The organism is Anoxybacillus sp. UARK-01, from assembly GCF_002075365.1.
In the GTDB taxonomy this organism is placed as follows: domain Bacteria; phylum Bacillota; class Bacilli; order Bacillales; family Anoxybacillaceae; genus Anoxybacteroides; species Anoxybacteroides rupiense.
This window is the reverse complement of the sequence record NZ_NASY01000048.1, coordinates 20,660-39,043: the sequence shown is the minus strand read 5'-3', so window position 1 is coordinate 39,043 and position 18,384 is coordinate 20,660. Positions and strand designations below refer to the sequence as shown.

The following is an 18,384-nucleotide window of genomic DNA, read 5'->3' as shown; positions in this document are numbered from 1 at the left end:
TTTCCCCTCCGTACTTACTTAAGAATGTCGTCATTTAATCCCATCGCTAACAACATGGTGCGAAACTTAGCCGATGTTTCCGCCAATTCTTCCTCCGGCTTTGACCCTTCTACAACGCCAGCACCGGCAAACAAGCGAAGCGTATGATCTTCAATTTCGGCACAACGAATCGTTACGATCCATTCTCCATCTCCCTCTTCGTTGCACCATCCTACCATTCCGGTAAAAAAGCCGCGTTCAAACGGTTCAATCTCTTGAATGGCCTGCTTCGCTACTGGGGTCGGCGTGCCGCAAACCGCTGGGGTCGGATGAAGCGCAAACGCCAAATCAAGCGAAGTAATCGACGATGAAGATAGTTCGCCGCGAATAACCGTGGATAAATGCCACATCGTTTCTGTATGAATCAGCGAAGGCTCTTCCGGCACATCCAATGTCTTGCAAAACGGTCTGAGCGCATTTGCTACCGCTTCGATGACAACTGCATGCTCATGGCGATTTTTCGCTGAAGACAGAAGCTCCTGAGCGCGTCGCCGATCTTCTTCTGGATCGCTGCTGCGCGGCGCTGAACCTGCTAATGGATTCGCGATCACCTGCATGCCAGATTTGGCAACGAGCAGTTCCGGACTCGCTCCAACAAGCGTGCGATTCCCGGTGATTTCGTGGGGCGCTGCATCAGCACGTACAACGCGATCTGGCAAGGCCGCAGCAAATGTATAGCCTGTTGGATTATGTACAGCCAGTTGCCGCAAAAGTCGCGGAATATCAACCTTTTGGGTTGAAGTAAGCTGAAGGGATCTTGATAAAACGATTTTGCGAAGATCCCCTGCTTTGATGCGCTGCAATCCTTGTTCCACTGCATCCTTATAGCCTTCCGGTGATGGAATGGGGGTTACCTTATATTCTCGATCTGCCTGCTGTTCAATCGGCTCCTTCCATTGGCCAAAGGACAGCGGACCGGCCCATTCCACCTCTGAAGGCACCATCAATTGAGCGGGATACAGATGGTCAAAAGGAATGGCGCCCACCACCATAGGATGATGACTGATTCCCTGTTGTTTTACCCTTTTTAACACTTGTTTGATATGATCCATTATTTGTGCTTTTTCATTTTCATAGCCATTCGTTGGCACAACCGCAACCATTCCTTGAGCTAACAGAGTTTGCCGCGGCGAAGCTAGAAAAAAAGAGGCCCCCGCTTTATATTCAGCAAGCAGCTGTTCAGCTGTAGCATGATTCATTGTTTTTGTTTGCATCCGTCGTTCCCTCCATGGAATGTTATGAATCTAACGTAGCGCCTCCATCTACTCTGAGATCATGCAGTGTAATATGGCGTGATTGCTCAGAAGCAAGGAATAGAACCGCATCAGCAATATCTGAAGGCTGCGCCAGCTTTTTTAAAGGAATGCCAAGGCGGTATTCCTCCAATGAGCCAGCGATCACTTTATTGGCCCCATTGTCATCTGTCCACATCGCTCGCTGCATATCGGTTTCAGTCGAACCAGGAGAAACTACGTTGCAGCGAATGTGATAAGGAGCCAACTCTAAACCAAGGCATTTCGTAAACATCGTTGCAGCCGCTTTTGACGCTGCATAAGCAGCCATTGACATCCGTGGCGTCGTCGCTGCGTTTGAGCTTACTGTTACAATCGCGCCCGAGCGGCGAGGAATCATACGCCGGCTCACAGCACGAGACACATAAAAAACACCTGTTGCATTGACCTTGAATACCTCTTCCCAATCTTGATCCGTCAAGCTGCTTACAGGCCCTGTCCGCAAAATGCCGGCAACATTGACTAAAATCTCGATCGGACCTAAACTCTGCTCCACTTTCTCCACTACTTCATCCACTTGAGTGCGATTCGCTACGTCGGCCAAAAACGATTGCACCCGATAACCTTGTCCCTGCAATTCAGAAACAAGGGCATCTAATCGTTCACCATTTCGGTCAACAGCCGCAACCAGCACCCCTTGCTTAACAAAAGCCCTTATTACCGCCTCGCCAATTCCTTGGGCAGCGCCGGTAACAAGAGCCACTTTTCCTGCTATTCCGCATTGATCCATCCTTTTCACTCCTTTCCCGCCCATGGGTCAATGAATGACAACTAGCGAAGCATGCCTTCCCAGCATCTTTGCTGATTTCAGCTAACTGCGTCGAGCATTTTTACATAAAACCAAACAAACAGAAATGGTCATCATCATTATCAAATGGTTGCAAATACATACCATAATTGATAATGATTATCATTATCGAAAATTCTTCACTAACTATGCTACATAAACAGCCTCTCCACGTCAATGCATTTTCGATATTAGCAAAAAAATGCTACATTGGCCCCATTCTGTAGAAAATAACTTTAGTATTAATTGGCAATTTGGTCATATCAACCAGTTCCAATAGATTATATTTCTAGTTTTTCATCTACTATCCTCGTAAAATACAAATGATAAAAATGATAATTATTATCAATGGAATTATATGTGATTTCCTGTTTGCTGCACATGGATAGATTCCAGATTTATAAATAGACAATTTTCCGAATACAAGAAAAAGGACAGCGATTTACTAAGTAATAAACAGTAAAACAAGTTTCCGCCTAGTCAATCTAGCTTTTTTAGTTAATTTTCTCCTTAGTTCAAGAAAGAGAACGATAAAACTTTTAAAATATAGACTAAATTTCTGTTTTAATATCTGTACTGTACAAACGCCTACAAAAAATAAATCATGTTTGACAAATAGAGAGAAGGATTTACATGTCAAAGAAGGTTTTGTTGAATACGAACGATAAAGAAGGAAATAGAGATACCATGAAAAGCGGATATAGCCTTAGCCGGAAAAACAGCTAAGGCTATAAGGGGCCATGAGTCCTATTATAATCGTGCTTATGAACCTCCACCACCTTCACTTCGTTTAGAGGTGAGAGACTCTCGGTGGATGTGTTAAAAACGGCGGTGGGCCGCATGCATCACCGGACCGACAAAATCATTGAGACGGAAGCCATGGCGGACCGCTTTTGAGATAAATTGCTTGGCCAATCCAACGGCATCTTCGACAGTCCGGCCCTTCGCAAGCTCAGCTGTAATGGCCGCAGCATACGTACAGCCAGCGCCGTGATTAAACGTTGTTTCTACTTTTTCTGCTTCAAATAGGCGATATTCTTTTCCGTCATACAATAAATCAATGGCTTTTTCGTGCTGCAATTGCTTGCCGCCTTTAATTAATACATACTTTGCGCCCAGTTCATAAATAGTCGTGGCCGCTTGTTTCATATCATCCAATGTTCGAATGGGTTCGCTTTTTGCCAGCTGGCTCGCTTCGAATAGGTTCGGAGTTACAATGAGCGCACGCTTGACAAGGACATCCCGCAAAGCGTCGGTTGTTTCAGGATGGAGCACTTCATTTTCCCCTTTGCATACCATAACTGGATCAATCACCACTCGCTCCATTTCGTATTTGTCAATATAGGCTGCCGCTAACTCAATGACCTCCACCGAACCGAGCATTCCTGTTTTCAAGGCATCAATCTCAGCAGAAAAGGCAGTCTGCAATTGAGATTCTAGCACATCCGTTCCTAATGGAAATACTCGGTGCTGCCAGGTTTCTGGATCCATTGTGACAATGGTCGTAAGAGCCGTCATTCCATATACATTAAGCTCTTGAAACGTTTTTAAATCTGCTTGAATGCCGGCACCGCCGCTTGTATCGGAGCCAGCAATCGTTAAGGCTTTTTGCAACATATCCCGATTCCCCTTTACCCTACAGAATGAAAATAGATATGAATGATCTTTTTATCATCCCTTTCCCATGAGCCCTCGGCAGTACTCAGCCAAAAGCAGGGAACAGGAAGTTTCTATCACTATATTATAAACGAAACGAGCGACAACAGCCTATCAAAAAACGTTACCTTTTTCGCTTTTCCATAATGATTCGGCATGGATGCATGGATGATTTGCGGTGAACGAATGAATGTGTCACGCATATGGTTGTTATATTATATAAAAACGCAGCAGTCTTCAGGATTGACCCACTGCCATAAAAAAAGAGCCAAGCTCTTCGCTTGCCCCTTTCAACGACGAATGGCACCGTGTCATACAAATGTAACACCAACAATAGAAATATGAAGGAAGAAACGCCAAGATTCCGCTGAACTTATCTCTTAATTTTCCTTCGCCTCCATCGCTGGTGAATGAGCGATTTCTGGCGCCATATACGCTTCTTCATCTGTCGCGATGTGCCAGTCGCGTCCAACAGTGATCCCCAAATATTTCTCATCCCTCGGCTCTTCCATTTCCGCTTGAGGATATTTTTTAAACCACCAATATTTGGCCAGCACATAATAAAAGAGCGCACCGGCTACAAAGCCGACAAGCGACGAATAGGCCGGAAACAGATTCGCAATAAGCCCTCCCCCGATCCAAGCGATCATGCCGGCCCAGTTAAAGCCCTTGTGATACCGATATTGCCCATTCATTTCGTAAAGCTCTGCTACATTGACTCGCCGCTTGCGAAGCAAATAATAATCAGCGAACAAAATGCCAACAATGGAAGATAAAATGGCGCCAATAATCAATAATGCGGTGTTGAGCACATCAAACAAACTCCATGGCTGAGCGAGAATTCCAATGATTCCGGCCACTATCACTCCCACCCAAAACGGCACCTTGGGACCGCCGACATTGGAAAAAATCGTCGCCGCCGGAATGACATTCGCAGACGTATTCGTAGACCATTGCGCCAGCACAATCATCAGCAGTAAAATTCCAAGAATAAAGCCGCTGGCTGTTTGTTGCAACGCCGCAATAGGATCAGCGCTGGAAACAGCCATATAAGATATAGCTCCAATCGTCACCATAAATGTATTAAAAATCGGCATAACAATCAAACTGCCCACAAGCTGGGTTTTATTGCGCTTAAACCAGTTACGCTCATACGCAGGCGCTTTAAAAAACCGCGATAATGACGGCATATCCGCCGCCAATGTTCCCCAAAAGCCCATATTAGCCATCACAATAATCATAAACGCTGTAAAAGCGGCTCCTCCTGTCGCCGGACTTTCCACCCATGACCAAATGTCTTTGCCCGCTTCTGCCGCTTGGTCCGATAAGGTGATATACATCCAACAGGAAATTAAAATAATAATGGGCGCAGCTAAATCCGCAAATCGTTCAATTGATTTGATTCCGAGTGCCGTATTCAGGAGCTGGACCGCCGCGAACAAAAGAAAACAAAGAAACCAATTATCAAATCCGACTAATAAATGTAAAATCCCATTAATAGCGGAAGCTCCAAAATAGGTGTTAATTCCAAACCAGCAGGCGGCTGTTACTCCGCGCACGATCGAAGGAATATGAGTCCCAATGGTTCCGAACGGAGCCCTCATATAAACAGGAAAGGAAAGCCCGTGCTCGACGCCAATATCCCCAATAATAACCATAAAGACCCCGATACCGATAGACCCTAGCAGTGTAGCCACGATGACAAGCCATAGCGGCAAGCTTTGGATCGCCGATCCGCCAATGGCAAATGCAGCCAGCACAATCGCCATTCCCACCCAAATCACAGCAAAGCCAAACGTTCCTATATTTCTTTTCGACTGCCCAATCGGAAGCAAATCTGGAGACTTCAAATAATTGCTCTTCTTCGCCATGGGTATACCTCCCTTTTCCTTATACATTCTCAACGGACTCTAGCTTCACCACAGAACTCGCCATCTATTCTCCAGAATGTTTCGTATGGCCATTCGCGCGACGGTTAGAGGGCCGAAGAACGAACCGTTTCACGGCCCCATTCAATAGCTTTGAAACTAGCAAAACCCCTCCTTTTGCTTCATGAATCTGTGAAGAAGAAATCGGTCTCCGTTGATCCTATTTGTTTACATCTTTTTGCTATATAACGAGAGCAGCTGTAACCCTTCCTCCTTCAAGAGCGCTGTTTTAGATCGATTGCAGTGCACAAACAGCATCAAGCAAAACATTCACGCCTTTTTCGCAATCCTTCCACGCCGTCAACTCTTCTTCACAATGACTCTTTCCTTTAACACTCGGCACAAAAATCATCGCCGTCGGTATATAACTGGCGATAAATTGCGCATCATGCCCTGCTCCGCTTACCATTCTTTTATATGAGTATCCTAGCGACCGAGCCGATTGCTCCAGCTGTTGGCAAAGCCCGCTGTCAAACCAAACCGTATCCCGTCCCCACAATTTCTTTACAGTTACCGTGCAGCCATCCGCTTCCGATGTCTGCGTCAATCCTTGAATGATGCCTTCAACCTGCTTGATGATATCCGGATTTTGATGTCTCGCTTCCAGAGAAAACACGACTTTGTTTGGAATCACCGTATGAATATTAGGAGAGACATCCATTCTACCGATTGTAAAGACAAGCGCCTGATCAAGTGATCCAAGCCGACGGCGCGCTTCCATGATAAGTTCGTTAGCCTTAAACAAGGCATCCTTTCTCATCGTCATTGGTGTCGTTCCCGCATGATTGGATTCTCCAGTTACCTCGATTTCATAACACACCATGCCTACGACGCATTCCACTACGCCAATGGTTAATGATTCTTGTTCCAATATAGGCCCTTGTTCAATATGCAGTTCAATAAAAGCGGTTGCCTCGGTTAAACGATTTTCCGGCTGCCCGGCATATCCGCTTGCTTTCAAGGCTTCCGCAAACGTCACTCCGTCCGCATCTGCCTTTTGCAGCATCACTTCCTTCGCAAATTTTCCTGATAAAACTCCTGACGCCATCATGGACGGCTCGAATCTAGCTCCTTCTTCATTGGTAAAATTGACAATCGTCAGCGGAATTTTTGGTTGAATTTGATTTTCTACTAATGTACGGGCTACTTCCAAACCGGCGGCCACCCCTAGTACCCCATCAAAGCGACCGCCTTTTTTTACCGTATCGAGATGAGAACCGATGACAATGGGCGGCTTGTTTTCTACTCCTGGCAATGTCGCATAAATGGTTCCCATATCATCTACTTTTATGGCCATTCCTAGCTGTTTGCAGCATTCACAAAAATAATTTCGCGCCTGCTGATCTTCTTTCGACAACGCTAATCGTGTAACACCGTTATGAGCTGTACGGCCAAAATCAGCGAATGTTTCCAATGTTTCCTTCAATCTGTCGCCATTGACTAATAATCGTTTTTGTGTTTCCATATAAAACGTTCGCTCCTTTCAAACAGGCATTTTTATATTTTTATTATTCCGAAAACAATAAATATTCATTATGTTTTATTATAATGATGTCTGATGTTATATTTCATTACACATTATGTAACTCTTATTCTTCGTTTGTCATACAAAATGTAAAAATCACTGGACTTATCAATGGAGCTCATTCAGCCCATGATAACATGATATTCCAGCGATTTGGAGAATAGCACGGGCATGCCCATTCACTTCTTTTGTTCATAAGAAAAGCGCAATCCGAGACGACGGCGCTTGATTCTTGAAAAAGGACAAGATATCCATTGTACGATATGATAAAAAACCGTATGCAGGATGTTCGCATACGATTTCCCTTGTCGGCTATTTCAGGTATGTTAATGATTTAATTTGAATAGGTTGCAAATATATAACACGGTCCTCCTATCCTCCAAAATAGCGAACAAACCAACCTATGACAACGCCAACTACAACAGAAGGAAGAAACAGGTTGCTGATTTTCATCACGATAGCCGCAGCTAAGCAGCCGAGCAAAACAGGCGGCGAGAAGGTTAGCTCCCCGCCTGCGGGAAGAAAAACTTGTTTGATAATAAGTGCGGACATAATGCCAATCGGCACATAGCTAAAATACAAGCGTAAAACTGGACTCATCCGGCGCCCCGCCATTACTTCCACACCGAGCAGCCGCGTCAGATAAGTAGAAACAGATAGTAAACCGATCAGAAGCCAATGGTTAAGCATGTTGTTGAGCCCCCCTGCTCCAATAAAGACCCGCAAACGGCGCGACCATTCCAGTCACAATAATGGTCCACTCATTTCCTGGCTGCCAAGCTTCAAGCCCAAGCGCAATGAAGACAGCAGCCAGTGCCGTCGCTACCGCCGGTTTTTCTCTAATGCCCGGAATGAGCAGAGCAGCAAACGTCACCGGAAAGGCCAAATCCAGCCCCCATTTTTGCGGGTCGGCTTGATTGCTCATGAGCGAACCAACCAATGAGGAGACCACCCAAACAAAATAAAAGGTTCCGGCCACAACCGCAAAATAAAGCGGATCCGGTCCATACTTCTTAAACCGCGAGCTTCCTAATACAAAAGGTTCATCAGATACACCAAAGGAGAGCAGCCAGCGCCATTTCTTCGCGGGCGCAATGTCTTCAGCAAGAGCAGCACCGTATAATAAGTTACGCAAATTAAGTAGTGTGGCGGTAACGAAAACACTGCCGACACTAGCTCCCGAAGTAAGCATTGCCACGGTTATCAGTTGAACAGAGCCAGAAAAGACAAACATAGACATCGCCACCGCACTGATCCAGCTAAAGTGCGCTTGTACAGCAAGCACACCGTAAGACAATCCGTATGCCCCGATCGCAATGGCCAGCGGCAGTGCTTCAGCTATCCCATCTTTCCAAGATTTCTTTTTATCGCTCATTTTACTTACCACTCCTTATGTTGAAATGAACCCTACTTACTCATTCCCGCCTGTCCTTCAAAGAAAAACTTTATAGTATATAAGGAGAGAAAAAGCTGATATAATAAAATATACTTATAATATATTATAATATAAAAAATTACATTTTGTATATTAAAATATACTTTTTCATTTAATGAAATATACAATGTTATTGATAAAGGAGGTCAACATGAACAAGGAAGCAGCCTTTGAAGAACAAAATGTAGGAAAGCGCATCGGCGCCAATCTCCGGCAATTTCGAATCAGTAAAGGAATGAGTATCGAAGCACTAGCTAAACAAACCGGTGTCAGTAAATTAACACTACTTAAAATTGAACATGGAGAAGCCAATCCAACCTTATCCGTCATCTGGAGAATCGCCAATGGCCTCCATATTCCCATTACGGCACTATTATCGATCGAAGCAGAGGTCTCCATCGCAAGGAAGCAGGATGCTCTTAAATTGAGCAGCTCCAATGAGGTATTCATTGCTGAACCGTTATTTCACTCCCACGGTTCTATGGAACTGTATCGCGGATATTTGCAGCCATATGGAGAATATACTTCAGAAGCCCATCGGCCAGGGGTGGTTGAATTTGTAACGGTTATGTCTGGACAACTAGCAGTGGAGGTAGACGGACAAACGTATCATTTAGAAGAATTCGACTCGATCCGCTTTAAAGGAGATCGCCCTCATAAATATATCAATCCCTCTTCAGCGCTGGCGATTTTGCATTTTGTTATTTCATACGTTCCTTCCTCGTGATGCTATGAGGAGTTCACACCATATCGATACAATATAATGCGTCAATATTTAACAAGTTAAACCACACCCCGTACGGACCGATGAATGGGCCTAGAAGCGGCTGGTTGTTCAGCGGTCGAATCACACTTGAGCACAACCGAGGCAAGCGAGTGACTTGCCTCCCGCCGCCGCAAAAACAGGGTGCTTTTGCGGCGGTTATAAGTTCCATCTTTGATGATAAGCGGATGAGCGTATATCAAAAAACACACGCTTAGGATCATGACAAAATCCACTGCGTGTGTTGAAAGAGTCACAAATGATAGACCTCGTTTTGATGCACCCCGTTTCATATGTCTGCCCGTTTGAAATCACTTATCCTTTTTCGCCACATCGGGCTTATAAGTGATTGGCTGCTTCCATATAACCTTCACTTCGTTTAGAGGTGGGAGATTTTTCGGCGGGGCATGTTAAACAAGAAGCTCAAGCACTTCCTGACTTGTTCGAATTCGGCCGATTCTCGGAAAAATATATCGACAAACATACTCATGCTCTTCTTTTGTTGCAGCCGTCATGGCGTCTTCCACAAAAATTTGCTGATAACCATGCTGATATGCTTCCCGTGCGGTCGTATCTACACCAATGGAAGTAGAAATTCCGCATAACACAATCGTATCAATTCCGCGGCGGCGCAGCTGCAAATCAAGCTCCGTACCATAAAATGCGCCCCATTGTCTTTTGGTGATTACATGGACATTTGGGATCTGATCGAATTCAGGCACTAAACGATCCCATCCTTCCGGAAACGAGATCGACTGGGTTTTCAAGTCTGCAGGCGGCTGTAACATATCCTTCCCATCTAGAGAGGAAACTTTAACGAGAACAACAAAAGCCCCCTTCTGCGTGAATGCATGCACTAATTTACTGGCATTTTCAACCACTTGTGCTCCTGTGTAAGGAGAATGTGATCTATTGACAATTCCTGTTTGCAGATCAATGACGACAAGTGCTGTTTTCTCGGCTTTAATGTTTTCATTCATCGCGCTCTCTCCTCATTATAATATTTTGCTTTTCATATAGATTGTCTCTTGTTGTAAATTAAGCTTTTTATACACCTTCACATAAACCCATAAAGCATTGATCAGCAACAGCGCTCCTGTCATCAAAAAGACATATCGAACGCCTAAATGAGCGGCCACTTGTCCGCCAAAAACAGAGCCGCCAAATACGCCTAAATACCCTGCGGCCATGCTGAAACCAAAAACTCTCCCTGTCAAAGAATCCGGTGTGATTCTTTTTACTAGCGTATTAACAGAAGGAGTCAAGCCTGCTGCTGCCAATCCTAATAAAAAGCGAAGAATCATCAACTGCCACGGATGATGCACAAAAGCTTGCGGGATAAAAATGAGTCCAGCGACGATTAACGCCCCTAATATGACCTTCTGCGCACCAATTTGATCCGAAAGCCGTCCCAACCTTGGAGCAGCAATAATGTTTGCCAGCCCCGAAGCCGAAAATATCATTCCAGCTAATAATGCAATATGATCAGCATTTTTAGATAACTCCGCCACATATACAGTGATAACGGGTTCAACCGAATACATCGCCAGCGTCAATATAAAAAAGGTGACAAGCAACGTGATCGTCAGGCTTTTTTCAGGAACAATATTCCACACCTCTTTGCTGCTAAGCGCCTCTCGGTTTTGTCGAGAAAAAACTTCTTGCACAAATAAAGCGGTGGCCACAAAGGCGATCAGCAAAAGGGCTCCTGTCATCAAAAAGACATTTTGCAAACCAAAATGATCTTCGATAAAGCCGCCAATCAACGGTCCGAGCAAAGAACCAGCGATATTGGCGGTTGAAAGTGTTCCTAGAGCCCAGCCGGCGTGTTCATGATCCGTCTGCGTGGCAATCAAGGTCGTACAGGCTGTACCATAGCCTGTAATCACTCCTTGCAATGCCCTTAAGCCGATCAGCTCATACACATTGCGGGCAAATCCCATCCAACCTATCACGATGGCCATGCCAAGACTCGCCCGCAAAAGCATCGGCTTTCGTCCAAATTTGTCTGCCGCCCGCCCCCAAATCGGCGAAAAAATGGCAGAAATGATATAAGTAATCCCAAAAGCCATTCCGGAAAATTGATCAATGGAAGCGGAGTTGTGAACGCCAAGCTGCTTAATATAGAGCGGCAATACGGGCGCAAGCTGGCTCATTCCGACACTTGTGACAAACATTCCAAACCAGCAGACCAATAAATTCCTCTTCCAAATTTGCAAAAAAAATAAGCCCTCCTTCTGCTTATCATTCCATTGTCCAGCAAGAACAATGAACAATCACATTCTCATTTTAGCTTCCGGATGGGCTTTATACCATGCACGATATTATAATCCATGGACATTTTTGCTATAAAATTCAGAAGGACTGATCCCTTCCATTCGCTTGAATAGCCGGCTAAAATAAAACTCATCAACAAACCCAAGCGCCTGCGCCACTTCTTTCACTTTTTTGTTGCCTTCCATCATCAATTCTTTTGCTTTATCCATTTTGATCTTATTAAAAAAACCAATCACAGAATATCCGGTAATGTCTTTAAACATTCTCGACAAATAGGAAGGGGATAGCTGTGTCATTTCCGACAATTCAGCCAACGTTATCTTTCGCGTCACGTTTTGATGCATATACTGAATCATTTTTTCCACTTTTAAAGCGACAGAATCATTGCGATCTTTCCTTTTATTGTTTTGATAAAGGGCAATGAGCAATTGCTGCAGCAGCGTTTTCGCAAGAAATTCATATCCGGGCAGCTTCGCATTCCAGCTATCCACTAATTTTTTAAACAGATCTCCCACCTGATAATTGTCTTTCACTTCTTGAACAGACGGCAAAGGAAGGATATCCGTCTCTTGTTTGATCTCCCATTGCAGATCATTAAAATGCACGCTCGCATAGCTAAAATGGACGGTAAGACAACAGAAAGGCGTCTTTGGATCCAGTTCAAGCGAATGGAATACATGAGGAGCAACATAAAACAGCCTGCCTTCTTGAATGGCATATCGCTTTTTTCCGATCGTAAAATTGCCCTTCCCTTTATCAAAAAATAGGAAAGCATGATGCTGCAAAGTTCTGGCGACTTTCCGCACACGATTTCCCGATGAATGGGGGTCCTTCCAATTGCAATAATGAATATGAAAATAAAGCTTACTAATTTTCATATGGCCTCCAAAGTAAAAAATAGTTCCTGTGCCCGCTTTCCATCCATATCCGATATCGCAATAAAAGCTATTTTAAGTTGAAGCCTTGGCTTTCGACAAATTCCTTCATATACATTCTGACTGGCTTACTTAACATATTGGCCATTTGTTCCGTCCATGTGTCATCCCGTTTTCCATTGGTGCGTTTTTGATAATATGAAGAAATCACTTCATTATATTGCCCCAATTGTTTTTCGAACTCGGTGCGATCCTGCCGGTATGTATCCTCATGGTAAATATGCTGAAAAGGCAACCGCGGCTTTTTGTCTGGGGCTTGCGCCGGATATCCTACGGCAATTCCGAATAACGGAATGACCCGTTGCGGGATGTTTAAGAGTTCACATACTTCAGGTAAATGGTTCCGTAAACCCCCGATATAACAGACTCCCAATCCCATCGACTCCGCCGCTATTACAGCATTTTGCGCAGCCAACGCCGTGTCGATCAGGGAGACCATAAACTTTTCGGTGCTTTCTAATGACGCCGATACATCCATATGTTCCATTTCACCAATGATTTGATGGCGATATAAATCCGCGCAAAAGACAAAAAAGTGGCCATTATTCTCTACATAAGACTGATTCCCAGCCAGCTCGGCAAGCTTTCGTTTCACTTCTTTATTTTTGACTCCAATGATTGAGTAAGCTTGAACAAAGCTGGACGTAGAGGCCGCTTGGGCGCACTCGACAATGGTGCGAATTTGCTCATCGGACAAAGGCCGATCCGCAAAATTCCGAATAGAACGGTGCTGTAAAATCGTTTCAATGACTGGATTCATTGGATTTCCCTCCTATACAAGCCATGCAAAATTTCTGAATGGTTCATCATGATCATAACAAATTCAGCCTTTTTCCTCATGGTTTTTAGCTTGGGGATAGTTGTCTTTTTATTTTTTATAACTGACGAATGAAATCCATATAATATTCTTTCATATGTATTTTCAATTCCTCCGGCTCAATGATTTTTAACGATTTTCCATACCTGCTTAAGTATCTCACGATAAAATTCCATTCATTTGGCTCAAAGGTGCCTATTAAATAGGTGTGATTCTCCTCGTGAACAAGCCGCATCGAAGGATAATGCTCGGTTTGAAAAATAGCGATCCCGCCGTCATCCAGTAAACACTTAAACGATATCGCCTTCTCGGAAGGCTTCCATAAAGAGTGGCTATTTAACATCGTAACATGCTCCAATTCGTTCAAAGGCTCTGTTTCCGTCAACTCTGCATGCAAGATGCGGTCACAGCGAAAAACGCGATATTCCCTCTTTTCCATATCAAAGCTTTGGCAATACCAATGTCCTTTTAAAGCGTAAATAACCAATGGCTGAATCAATCGCTCCGCATCACGGTAACGGATTTTTAGCACGTTATGCTCAATAATCGCGGTCATCATCATCTCCAGAAAGGGACATTTGGTTACCTGTTTCGTTTGATAAAACACTACCCTGTTTTTGATTCTGGCGATCTTCTCCTTTTGCTGATCGCTTAAAGCATCATGGAACTTTTTATGAATCGATTCATAGGTGACTTTAAACGGGAGATCGGTAAATCCTTCTAATACTTGAAGCGAAAGATAGAGGGCATACACTTCTTGGCTACTAAAGGAGATGGGCGGTAATTTCATTTGATTGAGCAAGTAATATCCTCCGTTCCGTCCATACTCTACATATATGGGCGCTCCCATTTCTTCCAACGAAGCGATGTCGCGAAGGGCCGTTCTTTTGGAAATGTGAAATTCAGCCATTAAGTCACTTAAAGTAAACCGCTTTTTTTGATTGATAAATTTGAGCATCAGATTTAATCGTTCGGCTTTTTTCATAAACATCTCCTCTATTGGTGCCTTATTCTGTCACCTTTTTATTATACACTAAAAAAGCAATGGTGATTAAGAGGTGGGGTGTGTAGGATGAATTTTTTTGCATGATTTATGCATGGATCCACACATTCATAAATGAAAAGCAGGAGGGAGCTATATGAATTTTGAAGTGATTCCGTTTCTATCTTTAAACGGCCAAGCGGCGAATGCTATCGCATTTTACGAAAAATATTTACAGGCCAAGGTGCTTTTAAAAGTGACTTATAAGCAAATGAAAGAAATCGATCCCGCTTTTGAATATAGCGAGGGGCAAGATGAGTATATTACACATTCGGTACTAGAAATCGGACAAAATAAGATGATGATTGCCGAAGAAGCGACAGATCCATCGAGACCGTGGCAACTTGGAAATAGCTTTTCTTTGTGCATACAATCGAAAGATCAAGCAACCATTCAAAAGCTTTATGAGGCTGTTACGGAGCAGCAAGATGTGACCGTATTAATGCCGCTTCAGGCAAACTCCTTCAGCTCCGGCTATGCCATGATTCGAGATCCATTTGGTGTTGTCATTCAGTTCGTTGTCACAAGACACGATTTTTAATTATGGGGATTATTCGGCTTTAGCGAGACTCCTTTTCATCCGCAGGGAGACAGCAGAAGCAAACAAAAGAACTGTTGGCGATCCTTCGCTTTATTGGCATATTTTGCAATGACACGAAGCCCCTCGGAATTTTCTCCACGGGGCTTTCTATCGTTGTGTTGATAAAATCCATACAAAGTTCCTTTTTAATGCTCAGCCATGAATCTTGTTTAACATACTTCCGGAGAAGTCTCTCACTCTTTTTTCAATTAATGTTGTTCTAACTCTGAAACCGTCACAAAGGTATAGCCTTCATCTTTTAAATATTTCAACACCGGCTCCACGGCTTCAGCCGTTGATTCATGAATATCGTGCATCAAAATGATGGATCCATCTTTCACATTTTTTTTGACTATTTGCAGCATAGCATGAGGATCGTGAGATTGCCAATCCAACGTATCGACTGTCCATAATACAACAGGCATGCCCACCATTCTCTTGACTTGATCGTTTATGGCACCGTACGGAGGGCGAAACACAGTAGGCTCTCGACCGGTTGTCTTTTTGATCATCTCATTTGTATCGCGAATTTCTTTTCTTATTTCTGCGCTATTAAGAGTCGTCAGATCTTTGTGATCCCAAGTATGGTTTCCTAACTCGTTCCCTTCCTCCGCTATTTTTTTAGCAATGTCTGGATAAAAATCAACCCTGCTTCCCAACATAAAAAAAGTAGCCTTAGCCTCATACTTTTTTAATAAATTTAATATCTTCAACGTATTCTGCGGGTGCGGCCCGTCATCAAAGGTGAGCGCCACCCTCTTGGATGGAGGGGATGATGGCTTCTCTGCCGGCGGATTAGAAGGAGACTCATTTCCACGATCTCCATTCGGAACGGTTAAATCTTCCGGCTTATCAGGGATAATGCTTAACCGATCCGCCCATTTCTCTGTTAAAATATTTTTGACTTGATCATAGGACAGTGAGATTTCAGGCGTTCCCGCAGCCCCCGCCGTTACTTCATATTTATCAAAAATAAATACGAATGACTGGTTAGTCAAATACATATTGGCATATGCACCATCTTGTTTCATTTTATTTTCTAATTCTTCTTCAAACAAAAATGGACCGTATTGCTTGGACTGCTTAAAGGCATTCAGTAAAAGATGGTATAGCTTTTCTTTCGCTTGTTCGGTATTCTGAATCATCTCTGTTTGGTTAATGAATTGATCATTTTCCACATCTACAATGAAAACTTTTACACGTTGATTACCGTTTGCTCCTCCATAATAGCTTTCTTCATGAAAAACAATAGAATAAATATGATCCATCACTGGATAAATGTCAAAGGTCAAGTAAAAAACAGCCGGACGTTTCTTTAAAAAGGTTTGATCACCTTTGCCCAACTCTTCATGGAATTTTTGTTCCGTGCTTTTGACATATTGACCGATTTCACGATTTAATCGCTCCCCTTGAAATTTCGGGTAATGAATCGCGCTGCGGTACGTTTCTTCATCGTCCGTATTGGTGATAATATCCACACCAGAGTATTTGGTATGCTCCATCTTCTCGTTTTTTCCTTTGATATGATGATCTTGATGCTTAGCCCCATCTCCCTTTATGAAAAAAAACAGGCTGAGAGCGATTCCTGCGATCATCATAAAAATCAATATCTTGTCATGAAGTCTCGTTGTTTTCAAAATGTCGCACCTTCTAATTCACTAGCGTTTTCACTTATATACATGCACTTAAAACGGAATGCATAACGTCCATAAAAACCCACAATCGCAAGACAAGTCTTTGGACTTGCCTTCAGCGCACAACAAAGGACGAACGGTAAACCAAACGCCCAAAAGACGAACCTAAAAACGATGCCGCTCAGACACCTGCATCGTCAAAAACAGATCCTTTGAAGCGTTTTACATTCATCCTTCACTATATTCATGCATAAGTATAAAGGACAGAGGCTCCTAGATATTCAGATTGAATACGTTCATTTTAATTCTACTACATTCTCAATCGGCACCCAGCCTTCTTCTAGTGTTTCTATTTTTTTCATCCAATACCACCCATTGAGTTCTTTGCATTTTATTAATTGTTCACCGATTTCAACATCTAATTCTTTCGCCGTATAATCCTCTACAATTACCCCATGTTTCCCTTGTTTTTTGATGATTTGTTCTGGCACCCAGCCTTCTAAGCGATTATCAACAGTGAAACAGTATATCCCATTTTTCCAGTCTTCATTTCCATTATATTTTTCACCAATGATAACCGTTTCCCCTTTGCGCAGCTTGATTGGATTCGGATAATGGCTCTTATGTTGTTTGATTGCTTTATAAGTTTTGCTATCATCCCTTTTCAAAAAAACACCCCCGAATAAAAAAGACACACCTTTATAACTATATCATTCATCATTTAAAATTATTTTTGAATCTACGCTAAAAATAATCCATTCTTCGAACAGAAAAGTAGGGATTTTCACAAATCAGCCGCTCTCATAAGCATATTCCTATCATACTATAATCAAACAAACCTGTAAAAACGGTCGTTCAACTTGTCGTAAGGTAGAAAAAGACCTTCTGATCCGTTTTTCACATGAGCAGGCAAAATCAGGACATGTTCCCCGCTCGGTTTTTACACTTTTATCCACTCGCGCGGAAATGGTGTTTCGTTTGAAATCTTCGTTATAATAGACACGGAGGTGAGCCAATTTGGGACGTGTTTGTGGAAAAACGTATAATTGCGAAAAAGAATTGACACTCGCCGTTATCGGCGGCAAATGGAAAATGTTAGTTTTGTGGCATCTTGGAAAAGAAGGAACAAAGCGATTTAGCGAACTTAAGGCTCTTATGCCAGGAATTACTCAGAGAATGCTTGTCAATCAACTGCGGGAACTGGAAGAAGACCTCATTATTCACCGAAAAGTCTATCCTGTCGTACCTCCAAAAGTGGAGTATTCTTTAACAGAGCTCGGAAAAAGCCTCATGCCGATTCTCGATGCCATGTATGAATGGGGGAAAAACTATATGGAGACGGTCGCAAAGGACCACGTATCCAGCAACGAGCCTATGAAATAAACATTCCCTTTCCCGCATGGTTTAGGGAATTCATGTGATCAATCAAGATGATGGATTGCTTTTTCAGTCGCAAGGACATGGAGAGATGCCGGTTGTCCTTGCGAAATGTTTATTCATCGTTTGCCCGTCCTCTTTTCACGCTATCATCCGCTTCCTATAGTATACTTTTTTACACTAAGTGCTATAAAAGTGTGTACTTGTGAAAATGGCTCATGTATCTAATAATATCAGTATCACCATTTCATGGGTGAATCATGAAAAATTTCGGCCGTGAATGTCAAGAAAGGAGCA

Annotated in this window: 17 protein-coding genes; 3 read left to right on the top strand and 14 right to left on the bottom strand. The window is 43.2% G+C overall.

All coding sequences use genetic code 11. The features are described from left to right. Positions 1 to 14 precede the first annotated feature (14 nt). The 7 genes from dhbC to B6A27_RS14905 form a co-directional block, all read right to left on the bottom strand. Positions 15 to 1,253, bottom strand: a complete 1,239-nt coding sequence (dhbC, locus tag B6A27_RS14935) for an isochorismate synthase DhbC (RefSeq protein WP_080862505.1) — start codon at positions 1,251 to 1,253, stop codon at positions 15 to 17. A gap of 22 nt (positions 1,254 to 1,275) precedes the next feature. Further along, positions 1,276 to 2,061, bottom strand: coding sequence for a 2,3-dihydro-2,3-dihydroxybenzoate dehydrogenase (locus B6A27_RS14930; RefSeq protein WP_066148965.1), 786 nt, complete (start codon positions 2,059 to 2,061; stop codon positions 1,276 to 1,278). Between the two features lie 876 nt (positions 2,062 to 2,937). Then, the gene (pdxK, locus tag B6A27_RS14925; RefSeq protein ID WP_080862504.1) at positions 2,938 to 3,735 is read right to left on the bottom strand and encodes a pyridoxine/pyridoxal/pyridoxamine kinase; all 798 of its coding nucleotides are present in this window, start codon (positions 3,733 to 3,735) and stop codon (positions 2,938 to 2,940) included. A 419-nt stretch (positions 3,736 to 4,154) separates the two neighbouring features. Beyond that, positions 4,155 to 5,645, bottom strand: coding sequence for an NCS1 family transporter (locus tag B6A27_RS14920; RefSeq protein WP_080862503.1), 1,491 nt, complete (start codon positions 5,643 to 5,645; stop codon positions 4,155 to 4,157). Between the two features lie 286 nt (positions 5,646 to 5,931). Next, positions 5,932 to 7,167, bottom strand: a complete 1,236-nt coding sequence (locus B6A27_RS14915; RefSeq protein ID WP_080862502.1) for a Zn-dependent hydrolase — start codon at positions 7,165 to 7,167, stop codon at positions 5,932 to 5,934. 432 nt (positions 7,168 to 7,599) lie between these two features. After that, on the bottom strand, positions 7,600 to 7,917 hold the full coding sequence (locus B6A27_RS14910) for an AzlD domain-containing protein (protein ID WP_066148960.1): 318 nt from the start codon (positions 7,915 to 7,917) through the stop codon (positions 7,600 to 7,602). Next, entirely contained in the window at positions 7,910 to 8,602 is a 693-nt protein-coding gene (locus B6A27_RS14905; RefSeq protein WP_080862501.1) for an AzlC family ABC transporter permease, read from the bottom strand. The genes B6A27_RS14910 and B6A27_RS14905 overlap by 8 nt, the downstream gene beginning before the upstream one ends. A gap of 211 nt (positions 8,603 to 8,813) precedes the next feature. Between B6A27_RS14905 and B6A27_RS14900 the strand changes: the two genes are divergently transcribed. Further along, entirely contained in the window at positions 8,814 to 9,389 is a 576-nt protein-coding gene (locus tag B6A27_RS14900; RefSeq protein WP_044742600.1) for a helix-turn-helix domain-containing protein, read from the top strand. Positions 9,390 to 9,835: 446 nt separating this feature from the next. Here B6A27_RS14900 and B6A27_RS14895 read toward each other — a convergent pair whose 3' ends face one another. The 5 genes from B6A27_RS14895 to B6A27_RS14875 form a co-directional block, all read right to left on the bottom strand. Next, complete coding sequence (locus tag B6A27_RS14895; RefSeq protein ID WP_044742601.1) at positions 9,836 to 10,405, bottom strand: hydrolase; 570 nt, start codon at positions 10,403 to 10,405, stop codon at positions 9,836 to 9,838. Between the two features lie 15 nt (positions 10,406 to 10,420). Continuing rightward, positions 10,421 to 11,644 (bottom strand): multidrug efflux MFS transporter, encoded by a 1,224-nt coding sequence (locus B6A27_RS14890; RefSeq protein ID WP_044742613.1) that lies wholly within the window; start codon positions 11,642 to 11,644, stop codon positions 10,421 to 10,423. Positions 11,645 to 11,749: 105 nt separating this feature from the next. Then, the gene (locus tag B6A27_RS14885) at positions 11,750 to 12,580 is read right to left on the bottom strand and encodes an AraC family transcriptional regulator (protein ID WP_044742602.1); all 831 of its coding nucleotides are present in this window, start codon (positions 12,578 to 12,580) and stop codon (positions 11,750 to 11,752) included. A gap of 67 nt (positions 12,581 to 12,647) precedes the next feature. Continuing rightward, the gene (gene nfsA / locus B6A27_RS14880; RefSeq protein ID WP_080862500.1) at positions 12,648 to 13,397 is read right to left on the bottom strand and encodes an oxygen-insensitive NADPH nitroreductase; all 750 of its coding nucleotides are present in this window, start codon (positions 13,395 to 13,397) and stop codon (positions 12,648 to 12,650) included. Between the two features lie 115 nt (positions 13,398 to 13,512). After that, a complete protein-coding gene (locus B6A27_RS14875) occupies positions 13,513 to 14,439 on the bottom strand; it encodes a helix-turn-helix transcriptional regulator (protein WP_080862499.1) in 927 nt (308 codons plus the stop codon). A 154-nt stretch (positions 14,440 to 14,593) separates the two neighbouring features. Between B6A27_RS14875 and B6A27_RS14870 the strand changes: the two genes are divergently transcribed. Beyond that, a complete protein-coding gene (locus B6A27_RS14870; RefSeq protein ID WP_044742605.1) occupies positions 14,594 to 15,037 on the top strand; it encodes a VOC family protein in 444 nt (147 codons plus the stop codon). A 248-nt stretch (positions 15,038 to 15,285) separates the two neighbouring features. Here B6A27_RS14870 and B6A27_RS14865 read toward each other — a convergent pair whose 3' ends face one another. Both B6A27_RS14865 and B6A27_RS14860 read right to left on the bottom strand, forming a co-directional pair. Continuing rightward, on the bottom strand, positions 15,286 to 16,713 hold the full coding sequence (locus B6A27_RS14865) for a polysaccharide deacetylase family protein (RefSeq protein ID WP_080862498.1): 1,428 nt from the start codon (positions 16,711 to 16,713) through the stop codon (positions 15,286 to 15,288). A 293-nt stretch (positions 16,714 to 17,006) separates the two neighbouring features. After that, positions 17,007 to 17,378, bottom strand: a complete 372-nt coding sequence (locus tag B6A27_RS14860) for an SH3 domain-containing protein (protein ID WP_066148956.1) — start codon at positions 17,376 to 17,378, stop codon at positions 17,007 to 17,009. A 349-nt stretch (positions 17,379 to 17,727) separates the two neighbouring features. Between B6A27_RS14860 and hxlR the strand changes: the two genes are divergently transcribed. Then, positions 17,728 to 18,093 (top strand): transcriptional activator HxlR, encoded by a 366-nt coding sequence (gene hxlR / locus B6A27_RS14855; RefSeq protein ID WP_044742606.1) that lies wholly within the window; start codon positions 17,728 to 17,730, stop codon positions 18,091 to 18,093. Positions 18,094 to 18,384: the final 291 nt, after the last annotated feature.